Origin of the sequence: Oryzomicrobium sp. (assembly GCF_021287045.1) — a bacterium.
Lineage (GTDB): Bacteria > Pseudomonadota > Gammaproteobacteria > Burkholderiales > Rhodocyclaceae > Oryzomicrobium.
Genome location: NZ_JAJTBG010000024.1, coordinates 1 through 19,918, shown reverse-complemented (window position 1 = coordinate 19,918; position 19,918 = coordinate 1). Strand labels below are relative to the sequence as shown.

Annotated in this window: 15 protein-coding genes and 1 tRNA gene; 13 read left to right on the top strand and 3 right to left on the bottom strand. The window is 65.7% G+C overall.

Going from position 1 to position 19,918, the window contains the following annotated elements; genetic code table 11:
• From LWW89_RS17420 to LWW89_RS17405, 4 genes are all read left to right on the top strand, one after another.
• Window positions 1-696, top strand: a 696-nt coding sequence (locus LWW89_RS17420; protein ID WP_293266499.1) for an autotransporter outer membrane beta-barrel domain-containing protein, incomplete at its 5' end; no start/stop codon positions are given.
• 11 nt (window positions 697-707) lie between these two features.
• The gene (locus tag LWW89_RS17415; RefSeq protein ID WP_293266497.1) at window positions 708-2,741 is read left to right on the top strand and encodes an autotransporter domain-containing protein; all 2,034 of its coding nucleotides are present in this window, start codon (window positions 708-710) and stop codon (window positions 2,739-2,741) included.
• Window positions 2,742-2,935: 194 nt separating this feature from the next.
• Window positions 2,936-4,165, top strand: coding sequence for a hypothetical protein (locus LWW89_RS17410; RefSeq protein ID WP_293266495.1), 1,230 nt, complete (start codon window positions 2,936-2,938; stop codon window positions 4,163-4,165).
• 101 nt (window positions 4,166-4,266) lie between these two features.
• Window positions 4,267-6,210 (top strand): flagellar assembly protein A, encoded by a 1,944-nt coding sequence (locus LWW89_RS17405; protein ID WP_293266493.1) that lies wholly within the window; start codon window positions 4,267-4,269, stop codon window positions 6,208-6,210.
• 1,190 nt (window positions 6,211-7,400) lie between these two features.
• Here the strand turns inward: LWW89_RS17405 and LWW89_RS17400 are convergent.
• Complete coding sequence (locus LWW89_RS17400) at window positions 7,401-7,772, bottom strand: DUF202 domain-containing protein (RefSeq protein WP_293266491.1); 372 nt, start codon at window positions 7,770-7,772, stop codon at window positions 7,401-7,403.
• Window positions 7,773-7,778: 6 nt separating this feature from the next.
• Window positions 7,779-9,641: a diguanylate cyclase gene (locus LWW89_RS17395; protein WP_293266489.1), complete on the bottom strand. Its 1,863-nt coding sequence runs from the start codon at window positions 9,639-9,641 to the stop codon at window positions 7,779-7,781.
• Window positions 9,642-10,005: 364 nt separating this feature from the next.
• Between LWW89_RS17395 and nikR the strand changes: the two genes are divergently transcribed.
• The 4 genes from nikR (at window position 10,006) to LWW89_RS17375 (ending at window position 15,152) form a co-directional block, all read left to right on the top strand.
• On the top strand, window positions 10,006-10,494 hold the full coding sequence (nikR, locus tag LWW89_RS17390; RefSeq protein ID WP_293266487.1) for a nickel-responsive transcriptional regulator NikR: 489 nt from the start codon (window positions 10,006-10,008) through the stop codon (window positions 10,492-10,494).
• 11 nt (window positions 10,495-10,505) lie between these two features.
• Window positions 10,506-11,891, top strand: a complete 1,386-nt coding sequence (locus LWW89_RS17385; RefSeq protein ID WP_293266485.1) for an ATP-binding protein — start codon at window positions 10,506-10,508, stop codon at window positions 11,889-11,891.
• Window positions 11,892-12,050: 159 nt separating this feature from the next.
• Window positions 12,051-12,911: a nickel transporter gene (locus LWW89_RS17380; protein ID WP_293266484.1), complete on the top strand. Its 861-nt coding sequence runs from the start codon at window positions 12,051-12,053 to the stop codon at window positions 12,909-12,911.
• 222 nt (window positions 12,912-13,133) lie between these two features.
• Complete coding sequence (locus tag LWW89_RS17375; RefSeq protein ID WP_293266482.1) at window positions 13,134-15,152, top strand: TonB-dependent receptor; 2,019 nt, start codon at window positions 13,134-13,136, stop codon at window positions 15,150-15,152.
• A 101-nt stretch (window positions 15,153-15,253) separates the two neighbouring features.
• Here the strand turns inward: LWW89_RS17375 and LWW89_RS17370 are convergent, their stop codons facing one another.
• Window positions 15,254-16,057 (bottom strand): IclR family transcriptional regulator, encoded by an 804-nt coding sequence (locus LWW89_RS17370; RefSeq protein WP_293266480.1) that lies wholly within the window; start codon window positions 16,055-16,057, stop codon window positions 15,254-15,256.
• 136 nt (window positions 16,058-16,193) lie between these two features.
• Here LWW89_RS17370 and LWW89_RS17365 point away from each other — a divergent pair, with 136 nt between their 5' ends.
• From LWW89_RS17365 to LWW89_RS17345, 5 genes are all read left to right on the top strand, one after another.
• Window positions 16,194-17,270, top strand: a complete 1,077-nt coding sequence (locus tag LWW89_RS17365) for an ABC transporter substrate-binding protein (protein WP_293266478.1) — start codon at window positions 16,194-16,196, stop codon at window positions 17,268-17,270.
• Window positions 17,271-17,330: 60 nt separating this feature from the next.
• Window positions 17,331-18,161, top strand: coding sequence for an ABC transporter ATP-binding protein (locus LWW89_RS17360; RefSeq protein WP_293266476.1), 831 nt, complete (start codon window positions 17,331-17,333; stop codon window positions 18,159-18,161).
• Window positions 18,154-18,951: an ABC transporter permease gene (locus LWW89_RS17355; RefSeq protein ID WP_293266474.1), complete on the top strand. Its 798-nt coding sequence runs from the start codon at window positions 18,154-18,156 to the stop codon at window positions 18,949-18,951. The genes LWW89_RS17360 and LWW89_RS17355 overlap by 8 nt, the downstream gene beginning before the upstream one ends.
• Before the next feature lie 49 nt (window positions 18,952-19,000).
• On the top strand, window positions 19,001-19,618 hold the full coding sequence (locus tag LWW89_RS17350; protein ID WP_293266472.1) for a ParA family protein: 618 nt from the start codon (window positions 19,001-19,003) through the stop codon (window positions 19,616-19,618).
• A 165-nt stretch (window positions 19,619-19,783) separates the two neighbouring features.
• Window positions 19,784-19,860 (top strand) — tRNA-Met (locus LWW89_RS17345).
• Window positions 19,861-19,918: the final 58 nt, after the last annotated feature.

Below are 19,918 nucleotides of genomic sequence, written 5' to 3'. Positions count from 1 at the left end.
GGCCCGGTGCAACTGAACGTTTCCGTGGGCCAGACCTGGGCGAAGCAGAACCAGGTGCAGAACGGGCGCACCCAGGCCGACGGCACCTATCTGCTGGCCGAGGCCCTGCTGCCCGTGCATGGGGACCTGTGGGCGGTGCTCGGCGGGTACGGCCACTGGGGCACGGCGGACGTGCGGCGTGGCTACCTCAACGCGGGCGCGCAGGACTATTCCAGCGGCAAGCCGGCCACGGACACCTGGGGCCTGCGAGGCCGGCTGGAATGGGACCGGGCCTGGCAGCTGGGCAACACCGAGTTCTCCCCCTACGCCGACCTGAGCTACAGCGAATCGAGGCTTGGAGCCTACACCGAAACCGGCGGCGGCTTCCCGGCCCGCTTCGCCGCCCGCACGGACAAGGCCACCGAACTGCGCCTGGGCCTCAACGCGGCCAAGCCCCTGGCCAACGGTCTGACCCTGACGGGGGTGTTTGAGGCCGCCCACCGCTTCGAGAAGAGCGGTCCGGCCACCTCGGGGCAGATGCTCGGCCTGTTCGCCTTCAACCTGCCAGGCAAGAGCAACCAGCAAGACTGGCTGCGCGTGGGCGCGGGCCTCGAAGGCAACCTGGCCAGTGGCAAAGCCTCCCTCTCCCTCAATGTCACCAGCCGTGGCGAGACCCCCAACGCCTGGCTGGCCGCCAACTGGCAAAAAGCGTTCTGAGAGGTGCAGCGATGATCCGTTTTAACACCGGCTGTTATGCGCCTCTTCGTTTCTCGCGCCTGTCCCGGGCCCTGGCGTTCGCTTTTGCTGCCCCGCTGGCGGGGGGAGCCTGGGCTGTGGATGGCATCACCCCCCTGCTTGGACCCAATGGCGGTTTCTATTCCTCGGCCTATGGTGTCTCTGCCGATGGTTCTGTGGTGGTGGGGGAGAATCTGGATCGCGCCTTTCGCTGGACCGAGGCCACCGGCATGGTCAGCCTGGGGACGCTGAACAACGGTAGTTCTTCCTATGCCAACGGCGTCAGTGCCGACGGGTCGGTGGTGGTGGGCTACGACGTCGAGGCGGCAAGTAGTCAGCAGCGCGCCTTCCGCTGGACCGAGGCCAACGGCATGGTCAGCCTGGGGATGCTGAACAACGGTAGTAACTCCTATGCCACCGCCGTCAGTGCCGATGGCAAGGTGGTGGTGGGAACCGCTAACGACGGGGCGGCAAGTAATCAGCAGCGCGCCTTCCGCTGGACCGAGGCCACCGGCATGGTCAGCCTGGGGGTGCTGAACAACGGTCTTTATTCCTATGCCAACGCCGTCAGCGCCGACGGTTCGGTGGTGGTGGGCTCGGACTATGACAGGTCGGGATGCACTCGCGCCTTTCGCTGGACCGAGGCTACTGGCATGGTCAGCCTAGGAATGTTGAACAACGGTGTGGAGTCCTATGCCAACGGCGTCAGCGCCGACGGTCAGGTGGTGGTGGGAAAGGCTAACGACGGGGCGGCAGGCAATCAGTATCGCGCCTTCCGCTGGACCGAGGCCACCGGCATGGTCAGCCTGGGGGCGCTGAACAACGGTCGTTACTCCTATGCCAACGCCGTCAGTGCCGATGGCAAGGTGGTGGTGGGAGAGGCTGATGACGGTGCGGCAGGTAATCAGAATCGCGCCTTCCGCTGGACCCAAGCCACGGGCATGCAAAGCGTGGAGAACTGGCTGCGCGCTGCCGGCGTGAAGGTGGCCAAGGACATCACTACCAAAGCTACGGCCGTCAATCAGGACGGCAGCGTGGTGGTGGGGAACACAGAAGACAGTCCCGCCTTCATTGCCCGCGTCTCGCCCGTCGGTAGCGGCCTTGTCACGCTGCCGGACGTGCAGAAGAGTCTCATGGGCACCGCCCAAGGCGGCAGCATGGCCCTGTCGGCCACAGGTATGTTGATCAACGGAGCCCACGGCCGCCCGTTGATGCGCCAGGTCGACGCAGACAAGAACACCTTCTGGCTGGCCGGAGACTGGGGGCGGGACGACCACGGCAGCCGCACCGGCGACCTGGGGCTGGCCGAGTTTGGCCTGGGTCGCAACTTCGGCCCGGTGCAACTGAACGTTTCCGTGGGCCAGACCTGGGCGAAGCAGAACCAGGTGCAGAACGGGCGCACCCAGGCCGACGGCACCTATCTGCTGGCCGAGGCCCTGCTGCCCGTGCATGGGGACCTGTGGGCGGTGCTCGGCGGGTACGGCCACTGGGGCACGGCGGACGTGCGGCGTGGCTACCTCAACGCGGGCGCGCAGGACTATTCCAGCGGCAAGCCGGCCACGGACACCTGGGGCCTGCGAGGCCGGCTGGAATGGGACCGGGCCTGGCAGCTGGGCAACACCGAGTTCTCCCCCTACGCCGACCTGAGCTACAGCGAATCGAGGCTTGGAGCCTACACCGAAACCGGCGGCGGCTTCCCGGCCCGCTTCGCCGCCCGCACGGACAAGGCCACCGAACTGCGCCTGGGCCTCAACGCGGCCAAGCCCCTGGCCAACGGTCTGACCCTGACGGGGGTGTTTGAGGCCGCCCACCGCTTCGAGAAGAGCGGTCCGGCCACCTCGGGGCAGATGCTCGGCCTGTTCGCCTTCAACCTGCCAGGCAAGAGCAACCAGCAAGACTGGCTGCGCGTGGGCGCGGGCCTCGAAGGCAACCTGGCCAGTGGCAAAGCCTCCCTCTCCCTCAATGTCACCAGCCGTGGCGAGACCCCCAACGCCTGGCTGGCCGCCAACTGGCAAAAAGCGTTCTGAGAGGTGCAGCGATGATCCGTTTTAACACCGGCTGTTATGTTCCCCCGCTTGTCTCGGACTTATCTTCGGCGGTTGTCTTCACCTCTCCTGTGGGTGGGGCCGCCTGGGCTCAGGGTGGCATCAGAGACTTGGGCGGTCTCAATGGCGGCTCCACGTCTACCGCCACTAGCGTCAGCGCTGACGGGGGCGTGGTGGTGGGAAACGCCGCCGATGGCATGGCGGAGAACGCAACTCGCGCCTTTTTCTGGACTCACGTCGGGGGCATGGTCAGCTTGGGCGTGCTCAACGATGGCCATTGTTCATTTGCAGCCGGCGTCAGCGCCGATGGAACGGTTGTGGTGGGCACTGCCTACGACGGTGCGGTGCATAACAGGGATCGGGCCTTCCGATGGACTCGGTCCAGCGGCATGGTCAACTTGGGTGTGCTCAACGGTGGTTTGTTTTCTTATGCCAAAGGTGTTAGCGCTGATGGCAGCGTAGTGGTGGGAGGCGCTGACGACGGCGCTGCGGACAATGAAATGCGTGCTTTTCGCTGGACCCAGGCCGGGGGCATGGTCAGCCTGGGGGGGCTCAATGGAGGGGGTGAGTCCTCTGCTGCTGGTGTCAGCGCCGATGGATCGGTGGTGGTGGGCTCCGCCGAGGATGGGGCAGCGGGCAATGCTTATCGCGCCTTTATCTGGACTCTGTCGGGTGGCATGGTCAGCTTGGGGGGGCTCAACAGTGGCGCCTATTCCTATGCCACGGGCGTCAGCGCCGATGGCAAGGTGGTGGTAGGCCTCGCCGAAGACGGCCTATCTGGGGAGTATCACGCCTTTCGCTGGACCCGGGCCGGGGGCATGGTCAGCCTGGGGAGGTGCTGCGGTGCGGCCTATTCTCCTGCCAATGCCGTTAGCGCGGATGGCAAGGTGGTGGTGGGTTTCTCCGACGGCAATACTATGTCGCGCGCTTTCCGCTGGACCAGGGCTACTGGCATACAGAGTGTCGAAAACTGGCTGCGTGCCGCCGGAGTCGGCGTGGACCAGAACATCACCTGCGAAGCGACGGCCCTTAATCGGGATGGCAGTGTGGTTGTGGGGAGGACGCAAAACAAGACCGCCTTCATCGCCCAAGTCACGCCTATTGGCAGTGGTCTTGTCACCCTGGCCGGCGTGCAGGGCAGCCTGGCGGGAAGCGCCGGCGGTGGCCAGATGGCGCTGACCAGCGCCGGCTGCGAGGACCACGGCACCCGCAGCGGCAATCTTGGCTTGGCCGAGTTTGGTCTGGGCAAGAGCTTGAGTCCGGTGCTGGTGAACCTGTCGCTGGGCCAGACCTGGGCCAAGCCAAACCAGGTGCTGAACGGCAACACCACGACCGAAGGCGCCTACCTACTGGCCGAAGCCCTGGTTCCCGTGACTGACCAACTCTGGGCCACGCCGGGCGCCTAAGGCTTCCCTCTCCCTCAATGCCACTACCGAAGACAGCGTTCCCAACCTCTGCCTCGCCGCCGGTTGGCAGTGTTCGTTTTGATTCGGTTACTACTTTCGCTATGAGCCGCAACTTCTCTGTGATCGGCAATCTTGCGGACTTGCAGGACGGCCAGATCGTTCTGCCGGCGTTTGTGCGTCGCCGGCCTGGGAGCCTGGACATCGATCTTTCGGCAATCGACTCGCGCGACCTGTTTCTCACTTTCGTCGAACGCGTGTTCGGCGCTGGTCTGCGTTTCGTCAACCTCTATTACCAGGTATTCCTCGATCTGGCCTTTCGCTGGGAACCGAAAGATATTGACCGGCGCATCGAAGCACTGCGGACCGGCGGCCGCGAGACTTTCGTTCGCCTGGCGGAGGCCATCGTGCCGTTCGAGCCGGCCCGGCGCGGCCACTATCGCGGCGTCAAGGTGCTGGACGGCGGCAAGCAGGCCGACTACTTGTTCGAACCCATCGTCGTCGAAGTCGATGACGGCGCCGGCGGCGTACGCGAGGAGCGCGTACAGCTCGATTTCGACGAATTCATGACCGACCTCTGGCTGCGTGGTGTGCGCTTCGGCATTGACGAGGCGGCGGTGCGGCAGGCCATCGGGAAAGGAAAGGGCGAGCGTGCCGCCGTCGCCCGCGCTCTTTCGCCCAAAGAAGGCAAGGATGCGTCGGTCGTCGAATGCTTCGACAAACTGCATCGCGACGATGCTCCCAAACTCCGCGCCGATGGCCGTATCGATCTGTGCCGGTACAGCAACCGCTTCCCGCAGGTGAAGTCGGGTACGCGCCTGTTCGAAAAGGTGCCGCGCGAGCTGGGTGTTTCCGGTTGGTCGGTTTACGGCAAGGAACTGTCCCCCAAGGCGGTGAAGGACTTCGACATCGACACCCTGGCTGGACCGGGAACCTGTGTTCGGCGCGAGCAGGGCCAGGAATGGCTAGAGTCGGCCGCTGATGGCTTTCTCAACATCGACGAGAAATCGGGCCAGGTTTCTGTGGTGGGCAAGATCGTCAACCGTGTCGGCGTCAGCATACGCACCACGGGCGACCTGGCACTGGTCGGCGACCACTACGAAGAGCATGGCGAGGTACAGGAGAAGCGCGTTGTCTCCGGGCATCACATGACCTTCCTCGCCAATGTTTTCGGCAAAATATCGTCCGACGGCGGCGAGGTAATGATCAAGGCCAATCTGAGCGGCGGTGGTGCGACCAGCCCGGGCGGCAGCATCACTGTCGAGGGAGCGGCGCTCAACGCCACCCTGGGTGCCCACAACGGCAAGGTGAAGTTGGCGCGGGCCGAGACTTGTTTTATTACGGCGGCGCATGTCGAGATCGAGCAGGCGCTGTTATGCACCATCGTTGCCGACAAAGTGCACATTGTTCATTCAGAAGGCTGTGCCATTGCCGCCCAGCAGGTGGTGATCGAGCAGTCGACGGCGCGGCGTAGCATGGCAACCGCTGTGAGCATAGTCATGCCCGATCTCGACGCTTTCGAGTGCAACGACGCCAGATTGGTCGAGAAGCGCGTGGGACTGATCGAGGAAATCGAGACTTGCGAGGCGGCAATCAAGCAGATTTCGGTGCAGGAGGATATTCGCACCTACCTGGCCATACAGCCGAAATTGCATGCCGGCCTGACCATGAATCCGCAGCAGCAATTGCGCTGGAAGGAACTGCTGACGCGCACGGCGCCGCTGCTCAAGAAACTGGGGGGACACAACACCGCCTTACGCGAAGCGCGTGATCGTTGCGCCGAGATCGACCGAGCGCTTAAGCAGTCCATCCAGGCGCGTAAAGATGCGCTGGCGAGCATTTCCTGTTCGATCCAGAGAGTCTCCGGCGATACCCTGGTGCGACAGTGGCGGACAAAGAAGGGCGAACCCGCGCTCATGCAGCTGGCGCCCAAGGATCTGCAACAGCGCTTGCGCTTTTTGAGCGGCGACGATCACTGCCTGTTCTTCAACGACAGCGGCAGTTTTTCTTGGCAACCGGAAATGGCGGCGCTCGACGGTTTAGGGTAGGAACAGTGCAAGGCGCGCACTGCCTGTGCTGGCCAATTCCCCGCGGCCGAGGGGGCCATCGGGTGTCGCATGGCTGGTGGCGATGACCCGCGCAAACGTCAGCCCTCAGGCCGTTTGAGCCCTCTGTCATGGCCTGACTGTCACAGGCGAGGATCGCGGCCGGATAGCCAGAGCCGTTGTCGGTGATCGTGAAGCGGACACCGTCGTCCGGTTCGACGGTGAGCCTGAACGTCATGGTCGAACGCCCATGGCGAAACGCATTGAGCAGGACCTTGACCTGATAGGCATCGAATGCCCTGGAGCCGAGTTGCGCCGTGGCGGCGCAGCCTGAAGCGAGCGTCAGCGCTGATGGGGCGATGGGTGGGTGAACACCGTCCGAGATGGTGCAGCGCCCAATCGGAATCGTGCCTTCCGCGGTGCCGAGGCTGCCCGCATGGTCCGCCTGGGTACGCTGGGCAACAGCACGGTCAACTCCTATGTCCAAGCCGTTAGTGCTGATGGCAACGTGGTGGTGGGTAACGCCAATAACAGCAGAAACGTTTATCGCGCCATCTGTTGGACCCAGGCGACGGGCATGTAAAGCGTTGAGAACTGGCTGTGTGCCGCCGGTCTTAGCGTAGACCAGGACATCACCAGCGAAGCGATGGCCCTTAATCGGGATGGCAGTGTGGTAGTAGCAGGGCGCAAAACAAGACGGCCTGCATCGCCCGGGTTACGCCTACCGACAGCTAGCTTGTAATCCCGCTCGATGTGAACGCCGTCAGGTGGGCATCACCAAAAGCGGCAATATGGCATCGTGGGCGACGAGCATGCAGTTCACCACTCGAGGCGAGATTCCCAGGCCTGGCTGACCGTCAACAGGCCAAAGGTGTTTTAAGCGAGTGCCGGATTATCTACAACGCGGCTGTTACCACGCCACCCCCTGCAGAGGCCCGTGGAATGCAGCCAAGACTGGTGCCTGGGGACGCGCTTCATCGAAAATGAAGTCGGTGGCCCCCCGCGCAAGGCCAGGAGCGGTGAGGGCGAATGCGGGTTCCGCCTTGCTTGGGGGCTGCCTCTTTGCATCCGGTGCGCGTAGTACAGGTGCTTGTAATGCTGTTGCGAAGGTTGCAGTGTCGGGAACCGGGCCCGCCGGCCTGGGGAAAGTGAACGCCGCTCAATACCGCGGCCGGTGAAGCCGTCACGGCGTTTTAGCCGCCCGCCACGAACCAGATGGCCAGCCCCAGGGCGATGGCTGCCAGCAGGTAGTTCACCACCGGGCCTAGCCAGGTGGCGTAGCCCCGGGGGATTTCCGGGGCGGACAGGTCCCGGGTGAAGCGGCGGAATTGCAGGGCCGAGACGAAGGCCACCAGGGCGCCGATGAGCATGAATACCACGCCGAACACCAGGGTCGGGTGGCCGCTGCCGCCGCCGTGGGCCGGGTTCGGGCCGATCATGCGGATGAACAGGCCGAAGCGCTCGATGACGAAGCCCAGGCCGATCAGGGCGATGGCGGTGCGCTGCCAGGCAAGCAGGGTGCGTTCGGCGGCGAAATAGACCCGGGGATCGTCGAGGTAGGACATGGGGCGTCAGTGGACGGGGGAATCGCTGGCCGATGGCCGGCGCTTGTCGGCGTACATGGCCGTGTCGGCGTAGGAGATCAGTTCGTCGGCATTCAGTGTCGAGTCGTGGCCGCGCAGGGCGACGCCGATGCTGAGCGCCAGGTTCACCGGCTTGTGGGCCACGGTTTCCACGGCGGCCACCGCCTCCTGGATCTTCCGGGCGAGGCGCTCGGGCGCATTCGGATCGCCATCCAGCCCTTCCATGATGATGGTGAATTCGTCGCCGGCCAGGCGGGCCACGGTGTCGGTGGCCCGGGTGTGGCTGGTGAGAATGTCGGCGATGGCGCGCAGCACCGCGTCGCCGAACTTGTGGCCGTGGGTGTCGTTGAGGGTCTTGAAGCGGTCGAGGTCGATGAACAGCAGGGCGATGTTGGTGCGCTGGCGCCGGCTGCGGGCGATCGCCTCGTTGAGCTTGAGCATGAAGGCCCGCCGGTTGTAGAGGTTGGTCAGGGAATCCCGGGTGGCCTCCTCGAGCAGGCGGGCTTCGAGCTGCTTCTGCTTGGTGACGTCCATGGACAGCAGATAGAAGCCGACGGCGTGGCCGCTGGGGTCCAGGTCGGGCACCAGGGTGGTCTGCACCTGCATTTCCTTTTTCTTTACCTGGAAGTGGTTTTCGAACACCACCTGCTCCCCGGTGAGGGCCCGCATGGCGTAGGGCTGGGCGCGGCTGAAGGCTTCATCGCCGATCAGTTCGAGCATGGAGAGGCCGACGACCTCGTCCGGCGCCAGGCCGAACCACTCCTCGTAGGTACGGTTGGCGAACTGGTAGCAGAGGTCGGCATCCACGTAGGACAGCAGGGCCGGGATGTTATCGGACACCATTTTCAGGCGGTGCTGGCTCTTTTCCAGCATCAGGTTGGCCAGTTCCAGCTCGGCGGTGCGCTCCTTGACCTTGTATTCGAGGGTGGATTTGGCTTCGAGCAGGGCCTTTTCCATGGTCTTGCGCTCGTTGATGTCCTCGACGATGGAAATGAAATGAAGCGGCTCTCCCCGCTCGTCGCGCATCAGGGTCACGTTGAGCAGGATCCAGACGATGTTGCCGTCCCGGGTCAGGTAGCGCTTTTCCAGGGCATAGCTGGAAATGTCGCCGTCCAGCAATTTTTTCACCAGGTCCAGATCGATCTGCAGGTCCGCCGGATGGGTGACCTGTTGGAAAGTGGTGGCCAGCAGTTCTTCTTCCGGATAGCCGACGATGTCGCACAGGCGCGGGTTCACCCGCTGCCAGCGACCGTCCAGGGAAACCATGGCGATGCCGACCCGGGCGGCGGAGAAGATGCTTTCGAACAAGGCTTCGGAATGGAGCAGATCCCGGGTCGTCTGCCGTTCGAGGAAGATGATTTCGATGCGCTGGAAGTAGCGTTCCACCAGGTTGGCGAAATCGACCAGGGAGACGCGGTCGTCCTCCGACAGTTGCCGGGGGCGGGAATCGACCAGGCACAGGGTGCCGATGGGCAGACCGTCCAGGGTATGGATCGGCTGGCCGGCGTAAAAGACCACCCGGGAGGGGCCGGTGACCATGGGGTTGTCGCAGAAGCGCTCGTCCTGGCGGGCGTCGGGCACCACCAGCATGCTGTCCTGGGCGATGGCGTGGGCGCAGAACGAATAATCGCGGGGCGACTCTAGGGGCGTCAGCCCTTCCCCTTGCTTCGACTTGAACCAGTCGCGTCCCTTGTCCACCAGGGAGACGAGCACCGTGTCCACGCCGAACAGGCGCCGGACTTGGCGGGTGATGCGGTCCAGTTCGTCGCAGGGGGGGGTGTCGAGCACCTGCAGGCGGTACAGGGCGGCGAGCCGCTCGGTTTCATCGGCGCGGATCGGCGGAATGAGCATGGTCGAATCCCGGAAAAGGGCAGGGGCATACTGCTATGCCCGTCGCGACGGATGGGAATGCCGGTGGATGTCCCCCACGTTACGCCAAGCCGCGCGGGGACTCAATTTCGGCGTGGTGGCAGCGGCATCGGCAGGCGTGCGGCACGAAACCGAATATTCGGGTGTCGGCTGCCTCGTCCACCAGTCCCGTGGTGAGAAACGTGGAGAATGTGGAGAATGTGGAAGGCACGGCCGGACCCGGGGATGCGCGAGGCATTGTAACAACGGGGCCTGGCACCACGGTTGCGCAGGCGGGCCCGGTGGTAAGCTCCGGGTCGCGCCCGCCAACCTTTTGGCACCCTTGCCATTCCGCCGCAGACCGACCATGGAACGCTTCACCATATCTCTTGACGCCCAGTTGGCCGAACAGTTCGACGCCCTGATCGCCGCCCGCGGTTACAGCCACCGCTCCGAGGCGGTGCGCGACCTGATCCGCGCCGCCATCGAGAGCGACCGGCAGCGCCAGGCGCCCACGGGCCACTGCGTCGCCAACCTGTCCTACGTCTTCGACCACCACGAGCGGGAGCTGGCGGAACGCCTGACGGCGGTGCAGCACGACCACCACGACCTGATCGTGGCCGCCATGCACAGCCACCTGGACCACGCCAACTGCCTGGAGTCGGTGATCCTCAAGGGCTCCACCGCCGAGGTGCGGGCCTTCGCCGACGCCCTGATCGCCGAGCGGGGCGTGCGCCACGGAGCGCTCAACGTCATCGCCACGGAAGTGGACGGAGGGCGCGGCCATCGCCACGGCGGCAAGGCGCACCACCACGCCGACGGCACTGCCCACGTCCATTACCGTCCGGCCCGCTGAGGAGCGCCGCCATGGCCCGGCCGCTGCCCGCGCCGCCTGCACCGCCCGCCGGCGACGACGCCCTGGGGGAACAGGCCTGGATCGAGGTGATCCAGAAGATGGACGAGGTCTACAACGACCTGCTCCAGTACGAGGTGGCGCTGGAAGAGAAGAACGCCGCCCTGGAGGAGTCGCACCAGTTCATCGAGAGCGTGCTCGCCTCGATCTCCGACATCCTCATCGTCTGTGACCGGGACGGGGCCATCATCGAGACCAATCCGGCCCTGCAGCACTTCACCGGCCGGGCCGCCGAGGCCCTGGTGGGCACACCGGTGTTCGACCTGTTCGCCGACGAAGGCGAGCGGGTCCGGGCACGCCATCTGGTGTCGATCCACGGCCGCGACGGAATCCACGACTGCGAACTGCACCTGCGTGCCGGCGACGGCACGGCGGTGCCCGTTTCCCTCAACTGCACTCCCCGCCTGACCCCGGCGGGCAAATTGATGGGGCTGGTGCTCACCGGCCGGCCGGTGGGCGAGCTACGCCGAGCCTATCAGCAGTTGCGCCAGGCCCACGACGACCTGAAACGCACCCAGGGCCAACTGCTTCACGCCGAGAAAATGGCGTCCCTGGGCCGGCTGGTGGCCGGGGTGGCCCATGAGTTGAACAACCCGATCAGCTTCGTGCTCGGCAACGTGCTTTCCCTCAAGCGCTACGCCGCCCGGCTTACCGAGTACCTGGGGGCGATCCACGGAGCGGAAGGCGTGCCGGGCTCCAGCGCCGAACCGGCCGCCCTGCGCCAGCGGCTGCGCATCGACCGGGTGCTGGAGGACATGCCGGCCCTGATCGACGGCCTGATCGAAGGGGCCGAGCGCACCCGGGACATCGTCGATGCCCTGAAGCGCTTTTCCGCCGTGGACAAGGCCACGCCGGAGCCGGTGAACCTCACCGAGGTCATCCAGCGGGCGGTGCATTGGGTGGAAAAGAGCGCTCCCCCGGGGTTCCGCGTGGTGCTCGATCTGCCGGTGGCGCTGCCATGCGCCGGTTCCTCGGGCCAGTTGCAGCAGGTGGCCATGAACCTGGTGCAGAACGCGGTGGACGCCTGCGCCGGACGCACCGACGCCCGGCTGGAGATCCGGGGCGGCATGACGGCAGGGGAGGGCGGCCAGCCGGCTACCATCGCCGTGCATTTTTGCGACAACGGGGCGGGCATCGCCCCCGAGTCCCTACCCCACCTGTTCGAGCCATTCTTCACCACCAAGCCGGTGGGACAGGGCACGGGGCTAGGCCTGTCGATCAGTTACGGCATCGTCGAGCGCCACGGCGGTAACCTGACCGCCAGCATTCCAGATACGCCGGCCGGCGGCGCCTGCTTCACGCTGACGCTGCCGGCCGCCGGCCCGCTGCAAAGGGGCTGACCGGTTTGGGCGGGGCGGCGGCAATCCCCTTGCCGTCCGTCTGCGCTCCATGTCTGCCCGCAATCGCCGCCAGCCCTTGAGCGGCGGGGCGGCGGCGCCCCCGTGAGCGCACTGGCACGGTATTTGTATGAAAGAAATTAAATTTCTTCATACGACACCATGGATTCCCTGCCCACGGACTTCCTGGCCCTGGCGGCCCTGGCCCTTCTGCTTGGTCTCAAGCACGGCTTCGACGCCGATCATTTGGCCACCATCGACGGCATGACCCGCCTTTCGGCGCGCCAGCGGCGCGGCTTTCAGAGCTTTTGCGGCGTCCTGTTCTCCCTAGGACACGGGGCCGTGGTGGTGGCGATCGCCCTGGCCGCCAGCCGGCTGGCCCGCGGCTGGCAGGTGCCCGAGTGGTTCGAGACTACCGGCGCGGTGATCTCGATCGTCTTTCTCAGCGGCCTGGGGCTGCTCAACCTGCATGCCGTATGGCGCGCCGCGCCGGACGAAATGGTCAGTCCGGTGGGGCTCAAGGGGCGCTTCGTCTCTGGCCTGCTGCTCCGCCTGGCGGGCTCCGGTGAGGGCAACGGACGGTTCGGCCCCTGGCTGGTGATGGGAGTCGGCGCCCTGTTCGCCCTGTCCTTCGACACCCTTTCCCAGGCGGCCCTGTTCTCGGTGGCTGGCAGCCGGCTGGGGGGCTGGGGCCATGCCTTGGCCCTGGCCCTGCTGTTCACCGCTGGCATGCTGATCACCGATGGCATCAACGGCCTGTGGATTTCCCGCCTGATCCGCCGCGCCGACCGGGCCGCCCGGCTGGCGTCCCGCGTCATGGGCCTGGCGGTGGCCTGCGTCAGCCTGACCGTGGCGGCCTTCGGCGCGGCCCGCTTCTGTTCCGACGAGGTTGCCGCCTGGAGCGACGGCAAAGAACTGTTCTTCGGCGCGGCCTTGGTGTTGATGATCGGTCTGAGCTTCATCGCCGGCCTGCGTCTGGCCCGCCCGCCGCTGCTGGCCGGGGAGGATGCCCAGGGCGCCTAAGTAAGCCATTAGTCCAGGGGCGTAAGACCCCGCCGTTTCGTTATCCACAAAGGAGGAAAGGTCCGCTGCCGGCGCAGCGGATTTTTTGGCACGACAATGAGAAGAAATAAAAAATTTTCATACGCAGCATGCAAGCCAAACCAGTCGCGTGAGCGTGTTACCAAGGGGGCTCGCCATCGGGCCATCCGCCGCCTGCGCGTTTCCCTCACCGCCTTGGGGCTGATGGCTGCCGGCGCCGCCGGCGGGGTGGAAAATAGCGGCGAAACCACCCTGTCGGCGATCCAGGTGCGCAGCAGCAAGGAGGATCTGTCCGGGGTGGCCGGGGCGGCCAGCGAGGGGGTGGTGAGCGGCGAGCGCCTTTCCACCCTGCCCCTGCTGCGGCCGGCGGAGGCCCTGGAGCAGGTGCCGGGCCTGATCGTCACCCAGCACGCCGGGGACGGCAAAGCCAACCAGTATTTCCTGCGTGGGTTCAACCTGGACCATGGCACCGACTTTGCCACCTACGTGGACGGCATGCCGGTGAACCTGCCGACCCATGCCCATGGCCACGGCTATACCGATCTCAACTTCCTGATCCCCGAACTGGTGGACACCATCCGCTACCGCAAGGGGCCCTACTTTGCCGAGGAGGGGGATTTTTCCTCCGCCGGCTCGGCCCGCATCGGCCTGGTGCGGCGCATCGACGGCACCCTGGCCTCCCTCGGCTGGGGGCAGGGGGGCTACGCCCGCAGCCTGGTGGCGGGGTCGCCTGAACTGGCCGGCGGCCGCCTGCTCTATGCCCTGGAGGCCTACCACAACAACGGCCCCTGGCAGGTGCCGGAAAACTACCGCAAATGGAACGGGGTGCTGCGCTACAGCCAGGGCAGCGAGGCCAACGGCTGGTCGGTCACCGGCATGAGCTATTCGGGGCGCTGGACGTCCACCGACCAGATTCCCGAGCGGGCGGTGGGCGAGGGGCTGATCGGCCGCTACGGCAGCCTGGACGATTCCACCGGCGGCAGCACCCGGCGTACCAGCCTGTCGGCCCAGTGGGCGCAGAGCGATGCCGCCGGGCGCAGCCGGGCCAACGCCTGGCTGCTCGACTACAGCCTGGACCTGTGGTCCAACTTCACCTACTACGACCGGGATCCGGTCAATGGCGACCAGTTCCGCCAGGACGACCGGCGCCGTGCCGGTGGCTTCGACCTGGCCCGCACTACCTATGCCCGCCTGGGCGGCGTGGAATTGGAAAATACCCTGGGGCTCACCGGCCGCCATGACCGCATCGGCCGGGTCGGCCTGTACTACACCGCGGACCGGGAAACCCTGTCCACGGTGCGCCAGGACCGGGTCGAGCAGAGCAGCGTGGCCCTCTACGGCGAGAACCAGGCCCGCTGGACGCCTTGGCTGCGTTCCATCGTCGGCGCTCGGATCGACTATTACCGCTTTCACGTGGGCAGTTCCCTGGCCGAGAACGGCGGACGGGCCAGCGATTCCCTGGCCAGCCCCAAGTTCGGTCTGGTGTTCGGCCCCTGGAGGCGGACCGAGCTGTACGTCAATTACGGCCTGGGTTTCCACAGCAACGACGCCCGGGGGACCACCCTGCGGGTCAATCCGGAAAACCCGGCCGAGCCGGCCAGCCGGGTGACGCCCCTGGTCCGTTCCCGGGGCGGCGAGGTGGGCGTGCGCAGCGAGCCGCTGGCCGGCTGGAACACCACCGTGTCGCTCTGGCAGCTGGACCTGGCTTCCGAGCTGCTTTTCGTCGGCGACGCGGGCACCACCGAGCCGTCGCGGCCGAGCCGGCGCCAGGGGGTGGAGTGGGCCAACTTCTTCACCCCGGCCAGCTGGCTCACCGCCGACCTGGACCTGTCCTGGTCCCGGGCCCGCTTCCGCGACGACCAGCCCATCGGTAACCGCATTCCCGGGGCGATCGAGACGGCGGTGTCCGCCGGCCTGGCGGTGGACAACCTGGGGCCCTGGTTCGGCGCCCTGCGCTTCCGTTACTTCGGCCCACGCCCGCTGGTGGAGGACAACTCGGTGCGTTCCTCGGCCTCGGCCCTGACCTCGCTGCGCCTGGGCTATAAGGTGGACCGCCGCACTCGCCTGGCCCTGGACGTGTTCAACCTGTTCGACCGCAAGGTCAACGACATCGAGTACTACTACGCCTCGCGTCTGCGCAACGAAGCGGCCAGCGTCGAGGATGTGCATTTCCACCCGGTGGAAGGGCGCACGGTGCGGCTGACCCTGACGACCCGTTTCTGAGGGGGGCTGAGTGAGTTACCCCTGCCGCCCTGGTGGGGGGCGCAAACGAACAAGGCCCGGGAAATCCCAGGCCTTGTTCGTTGTGCTGCGAGGCGGTTGGCTTAGAGCGGCGTGGCCGCGTGGCCGAGGAGGCTGGAGAGCTGCTCCGCCGCGTCCTTGAGGGCGGTGATGGGGGCGCTGTCCACCCGGCTGTCCAGGTGGCCGACGGCGCCCAGGGTGGTGACGGCGGCCACCATTTCGCCGGTGTAGTCGAACACCGGGGCGCTGAAGCCGTTGACCCCGGGGGAGAGGCTGCCGCTGGCGCGGCCGACGCCGTTTTCCTTGGCTTCGCTCTGGCTGGCCTCGAAGTCGCGCTTGAGTTCCGCCAGGGTCAGGCCCGGGGTGGCGGCGGCCAGGGACTTCATCTCGTCGTCGGCGATGCGCTTGAGCGCCGGGCTGCGCAGGAAAGCCGAGAAGGCGCGGCCGGTGGCCGAGGTGGTGAGGGGGAGCACGGTGCCGGCACGCAGGGTGACGTTGATCGGGCCGGGAGGTTCGGCCAGCCGCACGATGGTGGGTCCCCGGTTGCCCCAGACGGCCAGGGCCACGGTTTCCTGGATGGCTTCGCACAGTTCGTCCAGGATGGGGCCGGCGATGCGCACCGGATCGAGGCGGCCCAGGCAGGCCAGGCCCAGTTCCAGGGCGAAGGGGCCGAGGGCGTAGCGGCTGCTGGCCGGGTCCTGTTCCACCAGGCCCATGCGCACGAAACTCACCAGATAGCGGTGGGCCTTGGCGGCGGGCATGCCCGCATCCTTGGCCAGGTCGCGCAGCATGGTGGGGCGCCCCGAGTTGGCCAGGGCGCGCAGCAGGCGGGCGCCGACTTCGATGGATTGAATGCCCTGGCGGGGTTTGTCGAGGTCGTTAGACATTATGAGACGGGATTATGGAATGCTTAATTGTAGCGCCGATGGGCGCCGGGGCGAAGCTATAATCGGCGATGCTATGCGAGCGGCCTGTCATTAACCTTCCGCCGCATCAAAAAACACGACATGAGGAGACGCCGCGATGACTTCGTCCTGCCTGCCCCCGGCCGACCGGGAACGCCGCATTATCCTCCAACGGCTTGCCGGCGTGGGGCTTGCGGCCGCGGCCACCGCCGTCGGCTGTTCGCTCCCGGCCCTGGCGGCTGAGGGGCCTGAAAAGCCCAGGCTGACCATCGCCGTCGGCGGCAAGGGGCTGTTCTACTATTTGCCGCTCACCATCGCCGAGCGGCTGGGCTATTTCAAGGATGAAGGGCTCAACGTGGAAATCGTCGATTTCCCCGGCGGGGCCAAGGCGCTCCAGGCCCTGATGGGCGGCAGCGCCGACCTGGTGTCCGGCTCCTTCGAGCACACCATTTCGCTCCAGGCCAAGGGGCAGTGGATCAAAGCGGTGGCTCTGGAAGGGCGCATGGCGGGCATCGTGCTGGCCATGCGCAAGGACAGGGCGGCCCGCTACAAGTCGCCGAAGGACCTGAAGGGGCTCAAGATCGGCGTGACGGCGCCGGGCTCCAGCACCAACATGTTCGTCAACACCCTGCTGGCCAAGGAGGGCCTCAAGCTCGATGCGGTATCGATCATCGGCGTGGGGGCGGGCGCCGGGGCGATCGCCGCCATCCGGCGGGGGGACGTCGACGCCGTGGCCAACCTGGACCCGGTGATCAGCACCCTGGAGGTGATCGGCGACGTGGTGCCGGTGGTGGACACCCGCACCGAGGCCGGCATGCAGTACGTCTATGGCGGGGCATATGCCGCTGGCTGCATCTACGCCACCAACGACTTCATCATTCACAACCCGCGCACTACCCAGGCGGTGGTCAATGCCCTGGTGCGGGCCGATCGCTGGTTGCAGAAAGCGACGCCGGAGCAGGTGGTGGCTACCGTGCCACCCGAGTTCTATGGCAGTGACCGGGGGCTGTACAAGGTTTCGCTGATGAAGAATACAGCAGCTTTTTCGCCGGACGGGACGATCAGCCCGGATGGGGTGCAGAACGTCTACAAGGTGCTGCGTAGTTTCGACCCCACCGTGGCCGGGGCCCGGATCGACCTGTCCAAGACCTACGACAACAGCTTCGCCCTCCAGGCGCAGCGGAAATATAAGTAACCGGTTTCGGCCCCGCCAGTGCGGGGCCGTTTCATTTGCGCCGCCCTCCTCTCTATATATATGTCCGATTGCGCTCTTTCCTTTGCGGCGGTCAGTGCCGCTTTTGCCGCGCCCGGTGGCGGGCGGTATACCGCCGTCGCCGGCGTTGATCTCGACGTCGCCCAGGGGGAGTTCGTGTGCGTGGTCGGCCCCACCGGCTGCGGCAAATCCACCCTGCTCAACATGGCGGCCGGCCTGTTGCAGCCCTCGGCGGGGCAGGTGCGGGTTTTCGGCCAGCCTTTGGACGGACTCAACCGCCACGCCGGCTACATGTTTCAGGCCGACAGCCTGATGCCGTGGAAAAGCGCCATCGACAACGTGATGGCCGGCTTGATCTTCCGCGGCACCTCGCCAGTCGAAGCCCGGGAGCAGGCGCGCTACTGGCTGCAGCGGGTGGGCTTGGCGCAGCATGCCGACCGCTATCCGCACCAGCTCTCCGGCGGGATGAAGAAGCGGGTGGCCCTGGCCCAGATGCTGATCCTCGATCCCCGGATCATCCTCATGGACGAACCGTTCTCGGCCCTGGACATCCAGACCCGGCAACTCATGGAAAACGAACTGCTCGACCTATGGTCGGCAGACCGGAAGTCGGTGTTGTTCATCACTCACGACCTGGAAGAGGCCATCGCCCTGTCCGACCGGGTGGTGGTGCTCTCGGCCGGACCGGCCTCCCATCCCATCGGCGAGTTTGCCATCGGCCTGCCCCGCCCCCGGGATGTGGCGGAAATCCGCCTAACTCCACACTTCGTCGAACTGCATGGCCGCATCTGGGGAGCCATGAAGGAGGAGGTGCTCAAGGGCTATGCCCAGAGCCAGGGCATGGCCCGGGCCAGCGGAGGCCGCCATGAATGATTCCCATACGGTGCCGAGCGGGCTGCGCCTGCGCGTCTACCAACTCTTGGTGCTGCTGGCTCTGTTCGGGTTGTGGTGGGGGCTCACCGCGAGCGCCATCCTGCCCCCTTTCTTCTTTGGTGAGCCGCTGCGGGTGCTGGTGCGCATCGGCGAATGGTTCGCCAGCGGCGACATCTACCCCCATCTCGGCGTGACCTTGATCGAAACTGTCCTGGCCTTTGCCTTCGGCACCGGCTTGGGCTTGGCGGTCGGGCTGTGGCTGGCACTGTCGCCGACGGCGGCGGTGCTTGCCGATCCCTATATCAAGGCAGCCAACGCCATGCCCCGGGTGATCCTGGCGCCGATCTTCGCCGTGTGGTTCGGCCTGGGCATCGGCTCCAAGGTGGCGCTGGGCATCACCCTGGTGTTCTTCATCGTCTTCTTCAACGTCTATCAAGGCATCCGCGAAGTGAGCCCGGTCGTCCTGGCCAATGCCCGCATGCTGGGGGCGGGCCGGCGCCAGCTGCTGCGCCACGTCTACCTGCCGTCGGCCATGAGTTGGGTCTTCTCCAGCCTGCACACCTCCGTGGGCATGGCCTTCGTCGGCGCGGTGGTGGGGGAGTACCTGGGATCGGCCAAGGGCGTGGGTTATCTGATCCTGCAAGCCGAAGGAAGCTTCGACATCAATACCGTGTTTGCCGGTATTCTTGTGCTGACGGCATGTGCCCTGTTGCTGGACGGCCTAGTTAGCCAGGTTGAACGGCGTCTGCTGGCCTGGCAGCCGGGGCAGGGCAACACTGAAAAGATCTGACCGGGCGCTTCTGGCGCCCTTTACTGCTTGGATTGAAAAGGGGATGAGGATGCGCGCTGTAATGGTGGCCAACCCGAAGGGCGGGGCGGGCAAGACGACGCTGGCGACGAACCTGGCTGGACACTTTGCCAACCAGGGCAAGAAGGTGACCCTCTGCGACCTGGACCGGCAGCAGTCGTCGCTGCGCTGGCTGGCCTTCCGCGATGGGGCATCCCCGGCGATCAACGGCGTCTTCGCCGGCAACCAGCTGGTGTTCTCGCCCCCGGCGGGCCAGGACTGGGTCATCCTCGACGCCCCCGCCGGCCTGCAAGGCTACAAGCTGTCGGATTACCTGCGCGCCGTGGACAAGGTGATCGTCCCCGTGGTGCCGTCGGTCTTCGACATGGCGGCCACCGAGGACTTCCTCAATTCCCTGCGTAGCGATCTGCGCGGCCGCAGGGGCGTGGTCGGTATCGTCGCCATGCGGGTCGATCCCCGCACCAAGGCCGCTGCCATGCTCGAGGAGTACCTCAAGCACTTCGATCTGCCGCTGCTCGCCTACCTGCGGAACACGCAGAACTATGTAAACGCGGCCGCCGCCGGTGCTTCCCTGTTCGATCCGCCCCGCTCCCGGCACAAAAAAGACATCGAGCAGTGGGAAGGGGTGTTGCACTGGCTCAAAAGCTAGCGTATATTCCGCCCCTCTTCGCGACGCCCTGTCGCTTCCGCGCCAAAGCAGCAAACGGCAACGAAACAAAATAAACGACAGGGGGTTGACGAAGTTCTGAGAAGTGTTTAATATCTCGCTTCTCTGATCGACGCAACGAACGATTAAAAACAACGTTGCAGCGGACGCGGGGTGGAGCAGTCTGGCAGCTCGTCGGGCTCATAACCCGAAGGTCGTAGGTTCAAATCCTACCCCCGCAACCAATTAGCTCTTTAAAAATTGAACAGCCGATAGGTGTAGGTGCTTGGCTAAGTGGTAGCT

Excerpts from the sequence above, each read along its gene's own strand:
- LWW89_RS17415 (WP_293266497.1), top strand. The coding sequence starts at position 708 with ATGATCCGTTTTAACACCGGCTGTTATGCGCCTCTTCGTTTCTCGCGC.
- LWW89_RS17405 (WP_293266493.1), top strand. The coding sequence starts at position 4,267 with ATGAGCCGCAACTTCTCTGTGATCGGCAATCTTGCGGACTTGCAGGAC.
- LWW89_RS17400 (WP_293266491.1), bottom strand. The coding sequence starts at position 7,772 with ATGTCCTACCTCGACGATCCCCGGGTCTATTTCGCCGCCGAACGCACC.
- LWW89_RS17395 (WP_293266489.1), bottom strand. The coding sequence starts at position 9,641 with ATGCTCATTCCGCCGATCCGCGCCGATGAAACCGAGCGGCTCGCCGCC.
- nikR (WP_293266487.1), top strand. The coding sequence starts at position 10,006 with ATGGAACGCTTCACCATATCTCTTGACGCCCAGTTGGCCGAACAGTTC.
- LWW89_RS17385 (WP_293266485.1), top strand. The coding sequence starts at position 10,506 with ATGGCCCGGCCGCTGCCCGCGCCGCCTGCACCGCCCGCCGGCGACGAC.
- LWW89_RS17380 (WP_293266484.1), top strand. The coding sequence starts at position 12,051 with ATGGATTCCCTGCCCACGGACTTCCTGGCCCTGGCGGCCCTGGCCCTT.
- LWW89_RS17375 (WP_293266482.1), top strand. The coding sequence starts at position 13,134 with ATGGCTGCCGGCGCCGCCGGCGGGGTGGAAAATAGCGGCGAAACCACC.
- LWW89_RS17370 (WP_293266480.1), bottom strand. The coding sequence starts at position 16,057 with ATGTCTAACGACCTCGACAAACCCCGCCAGGGCATTCAATCCATCGAA.
- LWW89_RS17365 (WP_293266478.1), top strand. The coding sequence starts at position 16,194 with ATGACTTCGTCCTGCCTGCCCCCGGCCGACCGGGAACGCCGCATTATC.
- LWW89_RS17360 (WP_293266476.1), top strand. The coding sequence starts at position 17,331 with ATGTCCGATTGCGCTCTTTCCTTTGCGGCGGTCAGTGCCGCTTTTGCC.
- LWW89_RS17355 (WP_293266474.1), top strand. The coding sequence starts at position 18,154 with ATGAATGATTCCCATACGGTGCCGAGCGGGCTGCGCCTGCGCGTCTAC.
- LWW89_RS17350 (WP_293266472.1), top strand. The coding sequence starts at position 19,001 with ATGCGCGCTGTAATGGTGGCCAACCCGAAGGGCGGGGCGGGCAAGACG.